The 15466-nt window shown below is 39.4% G+C and carries 18 protein-coding genes; 10 read left to right on the forward strand and 8 right to left on the reverse strand.

Features of this window, described 5'->3' with window-relative positions:
• Positions 1-17: 17 nt before the first annotated feature.
• Positions 18-368, reverse strand: a complete 351-nt coding sequence (locus QCQ61_RS10130) for a hypothetical protein (protein ID WP_279447531.1) — start codon at positions 366-368, stop codon at positions 18-20.
• Positions 369-566: 198 nt separating this feature from the next.
• Here QCQ61_RS10130 and QCQ61_RS10135 point away from each other — a divergent pair, with 198 nt between their 5' ends.
• The 9 genes from QCQ61_RS10135 (at position 567) to QCQ61_RS10175 (ending at position 9590) form a co-directional block, all read left to right on the forward strand.
• Positions 567-956, forward strand: coding sequence for a DUF302 domain-containing protein (locus QCQ61_RS10135; RefSeq protein ID WP_279447532.1), 390 nt, complete (start codon positions 567-569; stop codon positions 954-956).
• 32 nt (positions 957-988) lie between these two features.
• The gene (locus QCQ61_RS10140; RefSeq protein WP_279447533.1) at positions 989-1561 is read left to right on the forward strand and encodes a cytochrome b/b6 domain-containing protein; all 573 of its coding nucleotides are present in this window, start codon (positions 989-991) and stop codon (positions 1559-1561) included.
• Between the two features lie 206 nt (positions 1562-1767).
• On the forward strand, positions 1768-3072 hold the full coding sequence (locus tag QCQ61_RS10145; protein WP_279447534.1) for a TolC family protein: 1305 nt from the start codon (positions 1768-1770) through the stop codon (positions 3070-3072).
• Positions 3073-3202: 130 nt separating this feature from the next.
• Entirely contained in the window at positions 3203-4282 is a 1080-nt protein-coding gene (locus tag QCQ61_RS10150) for an efflux RND transporter periplasmic adaptor subunit (protein WP_279447535.1), read from the forward strand.
• 2 nt (positions 4283-4284) lie between these two features.
• Entirely contained in the window at positions 4285-7497 is a 3213-nt protein-coding gene (locus QCQ61_RS10155; RefSeq protein ID WP_279447536.1) for an efflux RND transporter permease subunit, read from the forward strand.
• A gap of 112 nt (positions 7498-7609) precedes the next feature.
• Positions 7610-7915 (forward strand): hypothetical protein, encoded by a 306-nt coding sequence (locus QCQ61_RS10160; protein ID WP_279447537.1) that lies wholly within the window; start codon positions 7610-7612, stop codon positions 7913-7915.
• A 79-nt stretch (positions 7916-7994) separates the two neighbouring features.
• Complete coding sequence (locus tag QCQ61_RS10165) at positions 7995-8201, forward strand: YgaP family membrane protein (RefSeq protein ID WP_279447538.1); 207 nt, start codon at positions 7995-7997, stop codon at positions 8199-8201.
• A 241-nt stretch (positions 8202-8442) separates the two neighbouring features.
• The gene (gene hpf, locus QCQ61_RS10170; protein ID WP_279447539.1) at positions 8443-8742 is read left to right on the forward strand and encodes a ribosome hibernation-promoting factor, HPF/YfiA family; all 300 of its coding nucleotides are present in this window, start codon (positions 8443-8445) and stop codon (positions 8740-8742) included.
• Between the two features lie 11 nt (positions 8743-8753).
• On the forward strand, positions 8754-9590 hold the full coding sequence (locus QCQ61_RS10175; protein WP_279447540.1) for a universal stress protein: 837 nt from the start codon (positions 8754-8756) through the stop codon (positions 9588-9590).
• A gap of 63 nt (positions 9591-9653) precedes the next feature.
• Here the strand turns inward: QCQ61_RS10175 and QCQ61_RS10180 are convergent, their stop codons facing one another.
• From QCQ61_RS10180 to QCQ61_RS10210, 7 genes are all read right to left on the reverse strand, one after another.
• Positions 9654-10100: a hypothetical protein gene (locus QCQ61_RS10180; protein WP_279447541.1), complete on the reverse strand. Its 447-nt coding sequence runs from the start codon at positions 10098-10100 to the stop codon at positions 9654-9656.
• 42 nt (positions 10101-10142) lie between these two features.
• Positions 10143-10952, reverse strand: coding sequence for a helix-turn-helix domain-containing protein (locus tag QCQ61_RS10185; protein WP_279447542.1), 810 nt, complete (start codon positions 10950-10952; stop codon positions 10143-10145).
• 18 nt (positions 10953-10970) lie between these two features.
• Positions 10971-11672: a purine-nucleoside phosphorylase gene (deoD, locus tag QCQ61_RS10190; RefSeq protein ID WP_279447543.1), complete on the reverse strand. Its 702-nt coding sequence runs from the start codon at positions 11670-11672 to the stop codon at positions 10971-10973.
• Positions 11656-12327: a deoxyribose-phosphate aldolase gene (gene deoC / locus QCQ61_RS10195; RefSeq protein WP_279447544.1), complete on the reverse strand. Its 672-nt coding sequence runs from the start codon at positions 12325-12327 to the stop codon at positions 11656-11658. The genes deoD and deoC overlap by 17 nt, the downstream gene beginning before the upstream one ends.
• Positions 12327-12629, reverse strand: coding sequence for a thioredoxin (trxA, locus tag QCQ61_RS10200; RefSeq protein WP_279447545.1), 303 nt, complete (start codon positions 12627-12629; stop codon positions 12327-12329). Before trxA ends, deoC begins: the two co-directional genes overlap by 1 nt.
• Before the next feature lie 154 nt (positions 12630-12783).
• Positions 12784-13650 (reverse strand): RsiV family protein, encoded by an 867-nt coding sequence (locus tag QCQ61_RS10205; protein ID WP_279447546.1) that lies wholly within the window; start codon positions 13648-13650, stop codon positions 12784-12786.
• A 72-nt stretch (positions 13651-13722) separates the two neighbouring features.
• Positions 13723-14127 carry a hypothetical protein gene (locus tag QCQ61_RS10210; RefSeq protein WP_279447547.1) on the reverse strand — a complete coding sequence of 135 codons (405 nt, stop codon included), beginning with the start codon at positions 14125-14127 and terminating at the stop codon, positions 13723-13725.
• 102 nt (positions 14128-14229) lie between these two features.
• Here QCQ61_RS10210 and QCQ61_RS10215 point away from each other — a divergent pair, with 102 nt between their 5' ends.
• Positions 14230-15465 (forward strand): PAS domain-containing sensor histidine kinase, encoded by a 1236-nt coding sequence (locus tag QCQ61_RS10215; protein WP_279447548.1) that lies wholly within the window; start codon positions 14230-14232, stop codon positions 15463-15465.
• The last annotated feature ends 1 nt before the right edge of the window (position 15466 follow it).

Genomic DNA, 15466 nt, shown 5'->3' on the forward strand with positions numbered 1-15466 from the left:
TTAACTAAAGAAGAGAGTTAAACTCGTGGAGGAATATAAAAACGTTCTGCAAAAAGATTTATGTGAAGTGGCTCTGCAAAAACATAAGCCTTAAAATTATCTTCGGCAGTAACGAAGGTAAAAGAAGTAGTTTTAAAGTCGAAAACTGTCGTGCAAATTGCTGAAATCTCGAAGGAACTCGCTGCCGAATTATCTACCTTAAAGGAAGTAGTTTTATTTGAATTGCTTTTCGCTTTTTTACAAAAAGGATGAACAACAGTAACCGCTTTTCCCGTTAAAACTTGCAGCAATTCACTGGATTGTGAAAGTGTAAGGTTCATCAAAAAAAGTCCCGCTAAAAAAAAGACTATTAAGTTCTTTGCGTTCATTAAAAGCAAATTTAAGAATTTAAGATTGTTAGAGTGTAACATTGGTTACAAAGCACCGGAATTAAAGAATAATTAACAGCTTGTGACTTACATTTCAAAGAAAATAAATAAGATTCGCCTTGTGTAATCTTTGTTACAGAACAATCCAATTTAAAGACTTAAATTTGAATTAAGTTATTCATTTAAAACAATTAAGCTATGAAATATTATATAAGCACCACATTAAAAAACACAAGTTTTGAAGATGCCATTGAAAAAACAACTGCAGCTTTAAAAGTAGAAGGTTTCGGGGTGTTAACCGAAATAGATATTAAAGCCACTTTGAAAAAAAAGCTGGACGCCGACTTCTATAATTACACCATTCTAGGCGCCTGCAATCCGCAAATGGCACACCAAGCCCTGCAAGCCGAAAACAAGATTGGTACCATGTTGCCCTGTAACGTTATTGTGCAAGAACGCGAAGCTGGAGTTATTGAAATTTCGGCAGTAGATCCCGCGGCTTCAATGATGGCGGTAGAAAATAATTCTTTGGCCGATATTGCTAAAGATGTTCGGGAAAAATTGACCAAGGTCATTAAAAGTATCTAGAAACCTTAGCGTTTCAGCCTAAATCTACCATTATGGAAACTGTAAAATATTCAAAAACCTACCGAGTTATACATTGGGCTATTGCAATTACATTCCTGCTGTTGTTGATCACTATTTTTTTGAGATTGACTTGGATGAATAAATACAATATGGCAGAAATCATTCAAACGTACCTTAGCGGTACTGATCAAACATTATCACAGGAGCAGCTTATCGATCTGGCAAAGCAAATAAGAAAGCCAATGTGGAACTGGCATATTTATTTGGGTTATGTATTAACGGGTTTATTTAGTTTGCGTTTTATACTGCCGTTTTTTGGAACGATGAAGCTTCAAAATCCGCTAGCTAAAAACCTATCAATAAAACAAAAATTCCAGAAATGGGCGTACATCGTTTTTTACGTATGTGTGGTAATATCTTTGGTTACAGGGCTTGTAATTGAATTAGGACCCAAAGATTTAAAAAAGCCAATGGAAGAAATTCACGTGCTGGGCATTTATTATCTAGTGGCATTTATTGCCATACATATTGGCGGACTGCTAATTGCTGAATTCACAAATGATAAGGGAATAATCTCAAGAATTGTTCGTGGTTCCAATGATTGATTAGAATGAAAACATAAAATTGTATTGAAGATATTAGCGAAAGCTACAAAAGTGTTTAGGAGCGTTTCTTGGTTGGTTCGTTCCTAAAGAGTGCAGATTATTTGGTTAGTGAAAAGCACCTTGAAAGAGGTGCTTTTTCTTTGGTAACATTAGTTACTGACCGTTGTTAAATTCTGAACTATGTTTGCATCAAATTAATTTAAAAAATGAAAATCAACAAGTTTTTTCTATTTCTCGGTTTCTTGCCCGCACTGGTTTTTGCTCAGGAAACAATCCCAATTTCCAAAGCTGAGGTTTTGGAAAAGGTTAGTACACAAAACAATCAGCTAAAAATAGGGGAGCAACAGGTGCTTGCGGCTAAAGGAGATTATAACCAAACCAATGCGGTTTTTCTTCCAAATATTACTGCTTCGCATACCGGAATGGCTACAACTAATCCGTTGATGGCTTTCGGTATTAAACTGAATCAGGAAATAGTTACGCAAGCAGATTTTGATCCAAATATGCTGAACAACCCTTCGCAGATTCAAATGTTCGCTACAAAATTTGAAGTGCAGCAACCCCTTATAAATGTGGACGGTATCTTCCAAAGAAAAGCCGCCAAAGCCAAGTGGAACGCAACTCAACTGCAATTGGCACGCACTGGCGATTATATGGTTTTGGAAACTGAAAAGGCCTATATGCAACTGCAGTTGGCTTATAAAAGTGTAACCGTTTTGGAAACTGCATTAAATGCTGCGAATGAAAATCTTCGTTTGGCCGACAATAGTTTTAAGCAAGGTTATTTACAACAGAGTGATGTGTTGGCAGTGAAAGTGCGCGTTACCGAAGTTGAAAACCAATTGCAATACGCAAAAAGCAACGTGATTAATGCTTCGGAATATTTGGCTGTGTTGATGAACGAAGCGGTTTCGGGAGTATTTAAACCAACGGATTCGCTAAGGGTTGCTACGGAATTGAGTTCCGCTGAAACCTTTTCCAATTCCCGAGCAGACATACAGGCAATGGAGTTTGCTGCCGAAGCCTACAAACAAAATTACAAAGCCGATAAATTGACGTTCCTGCCAAGGCTGAATGCTTTTGGAAGCTATGAACTGTACGACGATGAAATATTTCAGGCAGGTGCCAATGGCTATTTATTTGGCGCCGCGTTGACGTGGAATCTTTTTGAGGGCTCAAAACGCTTCGGAAAAACCCAAAAGAGCAAGGCCGAATTCAACAAGGCAAACCTTGAATTGGAACAGTACAAAGCGGAAAGTCAGTTAGAAGTAAACAAGGCAAAACGAATGTACCAGGATGCAAAAAACAATTTGACATTAACTGAATTGGCACTTGAGCAATCAAAAGAGGCTTTGCGCATTCGCACCAACAGATTTAAGGAAGGCCTTGAAAGAACAACCGATTTATTAAGCGCGGAAACACAGTATTCACAGAAACAATTGGAATATTACAGCACCGTTTTTCAACATAATTATGCTTTGGCGTATTTGCGATTTTTAACGGAGGAATGAAAATGAAATCGAAATCGAAATCGAAATCGAAATCGAAAACGAAAATGAAATCGAAAATGAAATCGAAATCGAAATCGAAATCGAAATCGGAAATGAAATTGAAATTGAACAAGATTTAAAAGATATAAATATGAAATTAGTATATACAAGTTTGTTTTTTTTAGGGGTATTGGGCCTTTCTAGCTGCGGCAATTCTTCGGAAGAAAAGAAAATTGACAATTCCCCTGCTGTTCCAGTAACGGTGAGTTCCGTAGCTGCAGAAAACAATACGCCATTTTTAACCGCCAGCGGAAAAATAGAAGCCGCAAACAGTGCCACCCTTAGTACGCGAATGATGGGCTTTGTGGATAAAGTACATGTAAATGTGGGTGAAAAAGTTACAAATGGACAGTTATTGGTAAGTATCAACAATTCAGACCTTTCAGCAAAACAAGCGCAGACCAACGCCGGAATTACGGAAGCGCAAGCTGCTTTTAACAATGCCGAAAAAGATTATCAACGCTTTCAAAATCTCTTTGCGGATAATAGTGCAAGCCAAAAGGAATTGGATGATCAACGCGCGCGTTACGAAATGGCAAAGGCCAGACTGGAAGGCGCAAAGCAGATGAAAAACGAAGTACAATCGCAGTTTGCTTATGTAAATCTACGGGCGCCTTTTAACGGGGTAGTTACCAATAAATTTATTGATGCTGGCGATATGGCAAATCCCGGTGTTCCTTTAATTTCGGTGGAAGGTCCAGGCAATTTTGAAGTAACCGCTTCCGTGCCTGAAAGTGAAATCTCAAAAATAAAATCCGGTACCGAAGTACAAGTAATCGTAAAATCGATGGATAAGGTAGTGCCCGGAACGGTAACCGAAGTAAGTACTTCGGCTAAAAATACCGGCGGACAATATTTGGTAAAGATAGCATTGGCCGAGACTGAGGCTAATATACTTTCGGGTATGTACGCGACGGTGCAGTTTCCTGTGGAGAAATCTACCGATGTAAGTTTGGTTCTAGTCCCGGAAGACGCTTTGGTAAAACGCGGACAACTCACCGGTATTTACACGGTAAGCCAAAGCAATACCGCTATTCTTCGTTGGGTAAGGGTTGGCCGTAGTTATGGCGATCAGGTAGAAGTGTTGTCAGGTTTGGCGGCAGACGAAAACTATATTATTGATGCCGAAGGAAAACTCTATAACGGGGCGAAACTAACCATTAAACAATAATCATGAAGGACGGATTAGCAGGCAAAATTGCCAAGTTATTTATAGATTCCAAACTTACCGTATTGTTGATGATTGTGTTTATGGTCGTTGGCGTTTACAGTTCGTTTTTAATACCGCGTGAGGAAGAACCGCAAATTGATGTGGCCATGGCCGACATCTTTGTGGGCTATCCGGGCGCCTCGCCAACCGAGGTAGAATCTAGGGTGGTAAAACCTTTGGAAAAATTGGTTTCCAATATTCCCGGGGTGGAGTATGTGTATTCAACTTCTTCAAAAGAAGGGGCAATGGTAATCGTCCAGTTTTATGTGGGCGAAGATATTGAGCGTTCGTTTGTAAAGCTCTATAACGAAATGAACAAGCATATGGACCAAATGCCTCCGGGGGTTACCATGCCGCTTGTAAAACCCCGTGCCATTGATGATGTGCCTATGTTGGGGGTTACGCTTTGGAGTGAAACGTACGACGACTTTCAACTAAAACAAATTGCAGACGAACTCACCCAGGAAATTGAGGAAGTAAACGATGTTTCGGCTACCCAAAAAATAGGGGGGAGAAACAGGCAGTTACGGGTGGTTTTGGACAAAGATAAATTAGCTGCAAGTGGTTTGGACTTTTTAGGCGTTGCCGAAATGATCAAGGCAAGCAACCAGCAAATGAGTTCGGGTAGTTTTGATAAAAACGATACTGAGTTTCTGGTCACTACCGGAAATTTCCTTAAATCGGTTACCGATGTTGAAAACTTAGTGGTGGGCGTACAGCAAAACCAACCCATTTATTTAAAGCAGGTTGCCAATATATTTGACGGACCTGAAATAGCGAGTAAGTACGTGTCTTTTGGTTTTGGGGGAGCTAGTGAAAATGTTTCAAAATACCCTTCGGAATATCCTGCGGTTACCATTTCGGTAGCAAAGCGAAAGGGGGCCGACGCCATGAAAATTGCCGATGTAATTATAGACAAGGTAAATCATTTGCGAAGCACTTTAATTCCCGATGACGTGCACGTTGAAATAACGCGAAACTATGGCGAAACAGCTTCCCAAAAAGTCTCGGAGCTGTTAATGCACCTTATGGGCGCCATTATTGCGGTAACTTTGGTGGTAATGTTGGCTATGGGCTGGCGTGGTGGTTTGGTGGTTTTTCTCTCAGTACCAATCACCTTTGCGCTGACCCTTTTAAGTTACTATTTACTGGATTATACGCTAAACAGAATTACGCTTTTCGCCTTGGTATTTGTAACCGGAATTGTGGTTGACGACTCCATTATCATAGCCGAAAATATGCATCGCCATTTTAAGATGAAACGCTTGCCGTTTAAACAGGCCGCTATTTACGCAATTAACGAAGTGGGTAACCCCACCATTTTGGCAACTTTTACGGTAATCGCTTCCGTCTTGCCGATGGCCTTCGTTTCTGGGTTGATGGGGCCGTATATGTCGCCTATGCCAATCGGGGCTTCCATTGCGATGATACTTTCGTTGTTTGTGGCACTAACGATTACGCCTTATTTGGGATATATATTTCTTCGTGAAAGGGAGAAACCTGCCCGCCGAGGTGGGAAGGGAAAAGCGCCAAAGGAAGAAAAATCTTTAGAGAGCAGCCTTATATTTAAAATTTATTCGAAGTTGGAAACGCCTTTGATTGAAAACAAAAGAACGCGTTGGTTGTTTTTGGGGATTACCGTGGTGATGCTATTGGGTTCGGTTTTGATGTTTTTTACCAAATCGGTTGCCGTGAAAATGCTTCCTTTTGACAATAAAAACGAAATGCAGGTTGTGATCGATATGCCCGAAGGTACTACTCTGGAACGTACTGCGGTGGTAGCCAAGGAAATTGGGCAATATTTATCGCAACAGCCATTGGTGGTTAATTACCAAAATTATGTGGGCACCTCGGCCCCGATTACCTTTAACGGCTTAGTGCGCCATTACGATCTGCGGGGCGGTAGCAATATGGCAGACATACAAGTGAATTTGGTAAAGAAGGACGATAGAAAATTACAGAGTCACGATGTTGCCAAACTATTGCGGCCAAAGATTCAGGAAATTGGTGCAAAATTTGGCGCCAATATAAAAATTGTTGAAGTTCCACCTGGGCCGCCAGTGCTTTCAACTATCGTAGCGGAAATTTACGGCCCCGATTATGACAAGCAGATTGCAGTTGCCGAACAAGTTGAAAACATTTTAAATGAAACCCAAGATGTGGTAGATGTAGATTGGATGGTGGAAGCGAACCAAAAAGAGTATCAATTTGTTATTGATAAAGAAAAGGCCATGCGTTATGGTGTGGCGCCACAGCAAATTGTATATACAATGAATATGGCGCTTTCAAACAGACCCGTAACCAATCTATATGCCGAAAACGCTACCGAACAGGTAGGAATTGTTTTGGCTTTGGCCGAAAAGGAAAAATCTACAATTCAGGATATATCACAATTGAAGATTGCATCAAAACAGGGCAATATGGTTTCTGTGGGCGATTTGGTAACTGTGGAAGAAAGCACTCGGGCAAAAAGCATTTATCGCAAAAATCAAAAACGCGTTGTGTATGTACTTGCAGATATGGCTGGGGAATTGGAAAGTCCGGTATATGCTATTTTAGGAATGACCGATAAGTTGAATACTATCGATCTGCCGGCGGGATATAAAATGAACGAATTGTATTTGCAACAGCCCGAACACGAAGACGATTTCACCGTAAAATGGGATGGAGAATGGCAGATTACCCTCGAGGTTTTCCGCGATTTGGGGATTGCCTTTTTGGGGGTCATCATCATTATTTACATTTTAATTGTTGGGTGGTTTCAAAACTTTAAGGCTCCGGTGGTGATGATGGTGGCTATTCCACTTTCATTAATAGGAATTGTACTGGGCCATTGGATAATGGGAGCATTTTTTACCGCAACTTCCTTTATTGGGATGATTGCCTTGGCGGGAATTATGGTGCGAAACTCGGTATTGTTAATCGATTTTGTAAACCTGCGAACCGCAGAGGGCATTCCGTTAAAACAGGCCGTAATTGAAGCCGGTGCCGTACGGACAACCCCAATTTTATTAACCGCGGGAACGGTGGTTATTGGTGCTTTCGTAATATTATTTGATCCAATTTTTCAAGGTTTAGCCATTTCGCTTATGGGTGGAACAATTGTTTCTACCGTATTAACGCTGCTTGTGGTGCCGTTGGTTTATTATATGATTGAGAGTAGAGGTGAGGGGTGAGATTTGAGACGTGAGATTTGAGACGTGAGATGTGAGATGTGAGATTTGAGATTTGAGATTTGAGAAAAATTGGTTTGACTGAAAATAAATACTAATTAATAATACTAATCTGATGAAACTATTAATTGTAACGGTTGTTGATGAATTTCAGAAGGAGGTGCTGCAACTATTTAAACAAGCGAATATTGAGAGCTACAGCGGTTCTGATATTGAAGGTTATAAAAATGCATCGTCGTTTATGATGAACGCCAATTGGTTTCCCTCACAAAAGAGTGGGGCGGACAGCAGTTTGTTTTTTTCCTTTACCGAGGATAAAAAGATTGATGTGTTTTTTAGTTTGGTGATTCAGTTTAATGAAAGTTTGGAAACCAACAACCCGATTCACGCGGTGGTGGTGCCTATAGAACGGAGCGTTTAAGCACAGACGCTTAAAGAGTTCTCGACTGCGCTCGAACGGACATAAGGAATTAAATATTAAACATTTAAAATACAATAATATGATTAACAGATATATCAGGGCAATTGCCGGGACTTTTATTTTAATTAGTCTTTTGCTAGCGGTTTATGTAAATATTAACTGGTTATGGTTCACGGGTTTTGTAGGTATTAACTTGCTACAATCGTCACTTACACGGTGGTGTTTGATGGAGAAAATACTTAAAAAACTTGGCGTAAAAGACGATGGGGAGAGCTGTTGTGCATAATAGATTTTTTTATAAAACGATTTTAAGAAAATTCCACATATGCAACATTTTGTGGAATTTTTTTTAGCTTCTGAAATTGATTTGGAACGTTTTATAAATGCGCCATTCATTTAAAAAAAATCAAAATGCCCAATTCGATTAACAACGAACAACAATTCAAAATAATCAATTATGACAACGGTCATTATAAAACCCATGAATAAGAGGTATATTTGAAAATATAAACCAATTTAGATTAGTTATGACTGTAAACATCCAATATGTAAAAATGCCCACAAGCGAGGCCATGAACGAATATGTAGAACAAAAACTGCAGAAAATTGCCGAAAAATACGAGTGGTTAATACGAGCCGATGTAAGTTTTAAAATGGAGAATAATGTATATGGTAAAGGCAATATATGCGAGATTGAACTGAGTTTGCCCGGGCCTAAAATTTTTGCAACTTCTAAGGAATCCTCTTTTGAAGCTGCGGCGAAGGAAACTATTTCGGATCTGGAAAAACAACTTAAAAAACGCAAGGCAAAATTTGCCACGCACTAAAAGTAAAAATCATGAAAAAAATATTAGTTCCCGTAGATTTTTCGAAACATTCTGAACACGCAATGGAGGTGGCGGCTGCAATTGCTAAAAAGCAAAATGCCGAAATCGTCGCGCTGCACATGATGGGCTTGTCTGATGCGGTTGTAACTCGCAACCAATCGAAGGAAGTTTTTGAGGCAATGTATTATATGCGTTTGGCAGAAACTCGGTTTGCCGAATTTTTGGATAAAGATTACCTAAAAGGAATTACGGTAACAGACACCGTGCATAACTACACCATTTTTAGCGAAATAAACGATGTTGCTAAGGAAATGGAAGTAGATTTAATTGTTATGGGTTCGCACGGAACTACTGGGTTTCGCGAGGTTTTTGTAGGTTCAAATACAGAAAAAGTGGTTCGTACTTCTGAAATTCCTGTTTTGGTCATCAAGCATCAGGCAACAGATTTTAATCCGCAACTTGGTGTTTTTGCCTGCGATTTTTTACCGAACTCCATTGAGCCCTATAAGAAGGCGAAGCGGATGTTTGAGATTTTAGGAATTAAAATGCAGCCATTGTATATAAATCTTGCGGGAGATTTCCGAAATACACGGGAGATTGAAAAGCGCATCTTAACTTTTATGAATGACGCCAAAGATCCTAACCCGCTGGAGAGTTTAAATAGTGTAGTTCAATATAACGACTATTCGGTGGAGGCGGGAATATTTGCCTTTAGCCAGCTTACCGGAGCAGATATTATAGCTTTGCCCACGCAAGGCCGTCAAGGTTTGGCGCATTTCTTCTCGGGAAGTATTGGCGAGGATGTAGTAAACCATTCAGATTTACCGGTAATGACCTTTAAGGTTTAGTTAATTGCTATCGACATCAATTAACAACAAAAAGCAGGTTTTCAACTTTGGATTCCTGCTTTTTTATTTAAATTTTTTATACGAAAGTCTCAAGCCAGCTCGTATATTCAGCCCTATCAAACTCAAATTAACGGCCCCGAGCAGTAACTCAATACCTTGAACGGTGAAAAACGTGGTGTCAATAGTTTTAAAATTGGCGTGATAGTAAAGATAAATGGCGAGTGAAATCAATAATAAACCGTTAATCGCAACAAATTTCATTCGTTTTTGCTTTTGGAGAACAAGAGGGTTTATGGATTTCCCGGCCAATCTTTTACCGGAAAGTGCGAGCAAGGGCATCGCAATTATTAAAACGGGAAGACAATACAGAATAACCGTTTTCACTTGTTTGATAAAATCTGCATCGCCGATAATTTCAGCAATTAGTGAAAAGGTGAAGAAATTCGCAATGGTCAGTGCCGCAATAACAGTTGTTGCAATATGGATTTTTATAAGTTGCTTATGTTTCATTTCTTTTCAATTTCACAAACAAAACTATGTAGTTTCATGCTCTTAAAATTGTAGGAATCGGAAATCGGGCAGGTTTTCGCGAATCTTTTTGGGACTTTGGTCGGTAAGGTTTTTAATGGTGTTGGAAAAATATGCTTGATCGGCAAAATTTTGATCGTAGGAAAGTGAAGTTAGCGAGGAAGGATCGTTCTTCATTTGGAAGACAGACTGCTTTAATTTTACCAATTGTAAATAGTCTTTCGGAGAACAGCCGATGTATTTATAGAAATAATTCCGAAGCGTTCTGCTAGTAACGCCAACCGTATCGGCGAGAAACGAAATTGACACACTTCCTCTTGTGGCTTCAATTGTTTCCATTACGATTTCAATTTGCGAGAGATCTTTCGCTAAAACCGTATTTTGGAAGATTTTTTCCACCTCGGTAAACATTTCTTTGGTTGAGCCGCAGGTATCAATTTTTTTCTGGAATGATTCGGCTTTCTTTCCAAATAATTCCTTCGTATTTATAATCCAAGGCAATTCGGAAACATTTTTATTCGTGAGATAGGCCAAGGTAAAGGGTTTTACGTGCGCACCCAGTATTTTCACGCGATCGGTCAATGGCGCAACCGAAATTTTATCTGTTGAAATTCGCGAAATGATCATTTCCGCAGTTTGCGATTTATTTTTTGAATGATTCGTTACCGAAAATGGGTGTTCGAAAAAATAACCAAATGTTAAGCGTGGAAAGGGAAGTACATACTCCTCTTTCATTACTAATTGGGAAACAGGAATATCTATAAAAAAGTAGTAGTCGACTAATTTTTGTAGAAAATGGTTTTTGGGCAGTTGAATCTGAAAGCCATTCTCCATTTTTTAAATAATTAAATATTATAAAACAGTATTCAGTGCAATCTCTACCATCTTTGAAAAACTGCCTTCGCGCTCTTCGGCGGTAGTTGTTTCGCCAGTAACCAAGGAGTCGGAGATGGTTAAAATGGCCAATGCCTTCACCTTAAATTTGGCGGCAATGGTATAGAGGCCGGCGGCTTCCATCTCTACGCAAAGCACTCCAAAATCGGCCCACTTTTTATAATTATTGAAATCGTCTTCGTAAAACTGATCGCTCGATAATACATTGCCAGCTTTTATTGGAATGTTGTTTTCCTTAGCATAGTAAGCCGCTTTCATAAACAAATCGAAATCGGCAGTAGGCGAGTAGTCGCTATTGATAAAACGGGTGTTGTTAATGCCAGAATTAGACGATGCCGCCATGGCAATTACAATATCACGAAGGTTTATATTTTTTTGATAGCTGCCCGCGGAACCCACGCGAATTAAATTTTTTACGCCGTAATCGTTTATAAGTTCGTGGCAGTAAATTAAAGCTGAAGGAATGCCCATGCCCGTGCCTTGCACTGAAATTGGTTTTCCCTGAAAAGTTCCAGTATAGCCCAACATACCGCGTACATCGTTATAGCATTTGGCATTTTCGAGAAAGGTTTCTGCTATCCATTTGGCGCGCAAGGGGTCGCCGGGCAGTAAAACCGATTCGGCAATTTCGCCTGCTTTGGCTTCAATATGAGTGCTCATCTGTATTGTTTTTTGTGGAGGTAACTATTTCAATTCCTGAAGAAGTTCCAATTCTGCTCACTCCCAAATTAATATATGCTTTTGCGGTTTCGAAATCCCGAATTCCGCCAGAGGCTTTAATTTTTAAACTGTCGCCCACTTCTTCAACCATTATTTTAACCACTTTTTCGGAAGCTCCGCCCGTGCCAAAACCGGTTGAGGTTTTTACATAATGGGCCTTGGCATTTTTACAAAGCTGGCATGCCTGGCGTATTTCGGCTTCAGTTAAATAGCAAGTTTCAAGAATAACTTTTAAGGTGCGGCTACCAATAGCTTCTTTTACCGCGGCAATTTCGTCCTGCACTTGGGAGTACAATTGGGCTTTAAGCAACCCTATGTTTAGGACCATATCAATTTCGTCGGCGCCGTTGTTTACAGCTTGTGATGCTTCGCAAATTTTAGCGTGCTGGCTCATTGCGCCTAATGGAAATCCCACTACCGAAGCAATTTTAACATCGGTATTTTTTAATTGGTCGGCGGCTAATGCAACGTAACCGCTGTTTACACAGACCGCATAAAAATTATACAATTTGGCTTCATCGCAAAGTTGAACGATGTGCTCCGGCAGGGCGGTGGCTTTTAAAAGGGTATGGTCTATGTAGCGGCTTAGGTCCATTAATTTTTGTGTTGGTTTATGATGGTCACCAATTCATTTTTCTGGAGCACACCGCTTTGGCGCCACAGTTGTTTGCCGTTTTTAAAGAGAATCATGGTGGGAACACCGCGAACTTGGTATTGCGCAGCCAAAGGTTGATTTTTATCGACGTCTATCTTTACAATTTTTACTTCGTCGCCCAATTCGTCTTTTACTTGTTTTAAGATAGGAGCGAGCATTTTGCAGGGACCGCACCAATCGGCAAAAAAATCGACTAGTACAGGGGTTTCGGAATTGATTATGTTTTTAAAATTGCTTTTCATTGTCGGTTGTCTGTTTTCGGTTGTGGGTTGTCTGTTTTCGGTTGTCTGTTTTCGGTTGTCTGTTGTGGGTTGTCGGTTGTCTGTTGTGGGTTGGCTGTTGTGGGTTGTCTGTTGTCTGTTGTGGGTTGTGGGTTGTGGGTTGTGGGTTTGGGTGTTAGCCTAGTAATGGGTTTTTTTTGAATTTCCGTAGTACGGGCATTAGCATTTCCAAAGGAATTTGAATGGAATAGGTTCCGGTGTAGGAGGGGCAAATAACGCAGTCGTCAAAGTAAAATTCTACCACTGAATCGTTTACTACAAAATTGTTTTTGGCGTTAAAGAAATCGTCTGTGGAAATTGCCCAACAATCGTAATACAATTCGCCCGAATTAATTTTTTCCTTTAAAAGGGAGTTTAAAATTTCACGAACTTCTTCTTCGGTCCCGTCATTAAAAAAGTCTTCAAAATTCATAAAAACGGCACGCTCCAAATCGAAATTTAAACATTGAAACGTATAGGAGGCGTGTGCGGCACCGGTGTAGTGGTTTTCTTTATAAAACAGCACGCTAATGAGTCGGTCGTTGAGATTGTAAATTTTATAATCTACGAAACGCTTTTCGTTTTGGCGTGGAATTCCGAGGGAATCGCACAGTCGTTGTTCTTCTAAAATTTGTTGTTCTATCCCTTTGGCATCTAGAAATTTAGTGGCGATATATTCGTTAAAGACCTCGAATTGCGGTTTAATTTTTTCGTTGAGATAGGGGTATTTAAAATCTAGGGTATAGTCGTTATTCTCCTTTAAAAACGACTTGGAAATAAGTAAGTTTTCCAGTTCTGCTTTTGAATCCTTTTTCTCGAGTAATTCTGTTCGTTTTAAGATAAGGGTTTTTTGTTGTTTCTCTAAATTTTCATTTGAAAGCTTTAGGGAGTCAACAATTTCTTCCTGGACGTTTAGCGGATCTACTTTAATTTCTTCGTTTTTGCGATCGTCTTTACAACCAAAAAATAAAAGGATAAAGATTACGGGCAGTAGGTTTTTCATTTCAATCGGATTTATCGTTTAAAAATACACAAACCTTTGTTTATGCCGAAAAGTGACAGGTTTTTTTTTGAATTACTGGCTCAGCAGCATCTTTAGTTTTGCGAGCATGACCACTTCGCTTTTGTTTTTACCTGCAAAGGAACTGGCAATGGCATCTGCGGTTTCCCAAATAAGTTTTTTTCTTTCAGCGGTAAAAAGGTTTGGGTTTTCTTTTTTGTAATCTGCAAAACTCTCAAAACAATCGTTGGCGTCTAGCTGTTCGTAATCAAACCAATCAAAAACAATTTCAATTTGGTAGGCTGCATCGGTATGAAAAGGGTCTTCGTATTCGTCGAGGTTTTTCCATTTTTCGGCAACTATATTTTTTAAAGTATCGTATTCAGTCTTTCGCACTACATTATCGGCAGCCGCAATTGCATAAAAAAGTTCGCCCATTTTTTGGTAAAAAAGCAATTGGGGCTTATTTGTATTTTCCATAACGTTATAATTTTTAAGGATGTAAATTTATATTGTTTTCTTTGGAATTTTTATGATAAAAATCAGTTCAATAAAACTGTTTAAATTCGTTACTTTTGGGGGATGAAGGTGTTTGAAGAAAAAAAGGACAATATTTTTAAAATTCTTTCTGAATCTATTTCAGAAGGGATTGTAATTGTAAACGAAAAGCAGGAAATTGTTACTTCAAACGAAGCAGCAGACCAAATGTTTGGCTATGAGCCTGGTGAACTTTTGGGGCAAAACCTCAATGTTTTAATTCCTCAAAAATATCATCGAAACCACCACCATCAAGTGGATGAGTTTATGGAAAAGAGCGATCCGCGGCAAATGGGGCATGGGCGCGATCTGTATGGAAAACGGAAGGACGGAAGTACCTTTCCGGTAGAGGCGGGCTTAAACCCTTTTGAAATTTACAACAGCAAATACGTAATGGCGTTGGTAACAGACATTACGGTTAGGAAAAACCAAGAGTTGCAAATTATAGAGCTTAACTCGCAGTTGGAACATAAAATTGACGCGCGCACCAAAGAGCTAAAACAAACCATTTTAGAGCTAGAGGAGGAGGTAACCAAACGGCAGGAGGCAGAACACAAGATAAAGGAATCGCTGCGAAAGGAACGCGAGCTTAACGAGCTAAAAACAAAGTTTTTATCGTTGGTGTCGCACGAGTTTAAAACACCTTTAAGCGGAATTCTCACATCGGCCACCTTGGCGGGTAAATACACCGAAACCGCGCAACAGGATAAGCGCGATAAGCATTTAAAAACCATTCAAAGCAAAGTAAAATACTTAAATAATATTCTCAATGATTTTCTTTCTATTGAACGTTTGGAATCCGGGAAAGCCACTTATAAATTTGATACCTTTCCGTTAAGCAAGGTAGTGAATGAGGTAATTTACAATTCGAATATGCTTTTAAAGGATGGCCAACGAATAAATTATCCGAATAATATTGATGATATTACGGTAAATTTTGATGAGAAAATCTTAGAACTGGCGTTGACCAATTTAATTAACAATGCCATAAAGTATTCGCCAGAATTTACAAAGATTGATGTGGTTGTGCGGCCTAATAACACTTCGTTGAGTATTGATGTATTAGATGAAGGAATGGGTATTCCCGCTAAGGAGCAAAAACATATCTTTAACAGGTATTTCCGTGCCGAAAACGCCTTGCTCAATCAGGGTACCGGTATAGGTTTAAATATAGTGAAAAGCCATTTGGAGAGTCTTGGTGGCACTATAGATTTTGAAAGCGAAGAGGGTAATGGCAGTAAGTTTACCATTACTTTCCCCATAAATAACAACACAAATTAAT

This window comes from Aequorivita marisscotiae, assembly GCF_029814825.1.
In the GTDB taxonomy this organism is placed as follows: Bacteria; Bacteroidota; Bacteroidia; order Flavobacteriales; family Flavobacteriaceae; genus Aequorivita; species Aequorivita marisscotiae.

Bases quoted from the DNA above. Each gene is read 5' to 3' on its own strand.
- QCQ61_RS10130 (WP_279447531.1), bottom strand. From the start codon at position 368: ATGAACGCAAAGAACTTAATAGTCTTTTTTTTAGCGGGACTTTTTTTG.
- QCQ61_RS10135 (WP_279447532.1), top strand. From the start codon at position 567: ATGAAATATTATATAAGCACCACATTAAAAAACACAAGTTTTGAAGAT.
- QCQ61_RS10140 (WP_279447533.1), top strand. From the start codon at position 989: ATGGAAACTGTAAAATATTCAAAAACCTACCGAGTTATACATTGGGCT.
- QCQ61_RS10145 (WP_279447534.1), top strand. From the start codon at position 1,768: ATGAAAATCAACAAGTTTTTTCTATTTCTCGGTTTCTTGCCCGCACTG.
- QCQ61_RS10150 (WP_279447535.1), top strand. From the start codon at position 3,203: ATGAAATTAGTATATACAAGTTTGTTTTTTTTAGGGGTATTGGGCCTT.
- QCQ61_RS10155 (WP_279447536.1), top strand. From the start codon at position 4,285: ATGAAGGACGGATTAGCAGGCAAAATTGCCAAGTTATTTATAGATTCC.
- QCQ61_RS10160 (WP_279447537.1), top strand. From the start codon at position 7,610: ATGAAACTATTAATTGTAACGGTTGTTGATGAATTTCAGAAGGAGGTG.
- QCQ61_RS10165 (WP_279447538.1), top strand. From the start codon at position 7,995: ATGATTAACAGATATATCAGGGCAATTGCCGGGACTTTTATTTTAATT.
- hpf (WP_279447539.1), top strand. From the start codon at position 8,443: ATGACTGTAAACATCCAATATGTAAAAATGCCCACAAGCGAGGCCATG.
- QCQ61_RS10175 (WP_279447540.1), top strand. From the start codon at position 8,754: ATGAAAAAAATATTAGTTCCCGTAGATTTTTCGAAACATTCTGAACAC.
- QCQ61_RS10180 (WP_279447541.1), bottom strand. From the start codon at position 10,100: ATGAAACATAAGCAACTTATAAAAATCCATATTGCAACAACTGTTATT.
- QCQ61_RS10185 (WP_279447542.1), bottom strand. From the start codon at position 10,952: ATGGAGAATGGCTTTCAGATTCAACTGCCCAAAAACCATTTTCTACAA.
- deoD (WP_279447543.1), bottom strand. From the start codon at position 11,672: ATGAGCACTCATATTGAAGCCAAAGCAGGCGAAATTGCCGAATCGGTT.
- deoC (WP_279447544.1), bottom strand. From the start codon at position 12,327: ATGGACCTAAGCCGCTACATAGACCATACCCTTTTAAAAGCCACCGCC.
- trxA (WP_279447545.1), bottom strand. From the start codon at position 12,629: ATGAAAAGCAATTTTAAAAACATAATCAATTCCGAAACCCCTGTACTA.
- QCQ61_RS10205 (WP_279447546.1), bottom strand. From the start codon at position 13,650: ATGAAAAACCTACTGCCCGTAATCTTTATCCTTTTATTTTTTGGTTGT.
- QCQ61_RS10210 (WP_279447547.1), bottom strand. From the start codon at position 14,127: ATGGAAAATACAAATAAGCCCCAATTGCTTTTTTACCAAAAAATGGGC.
- QCQ61_RS10215 (WP_279447548.1), top strand. From the start codon at position 14,230: ATGAAGGTGTTTGAAGAAAAAAAGGACAATATTTTTAAAATTCTTTCT.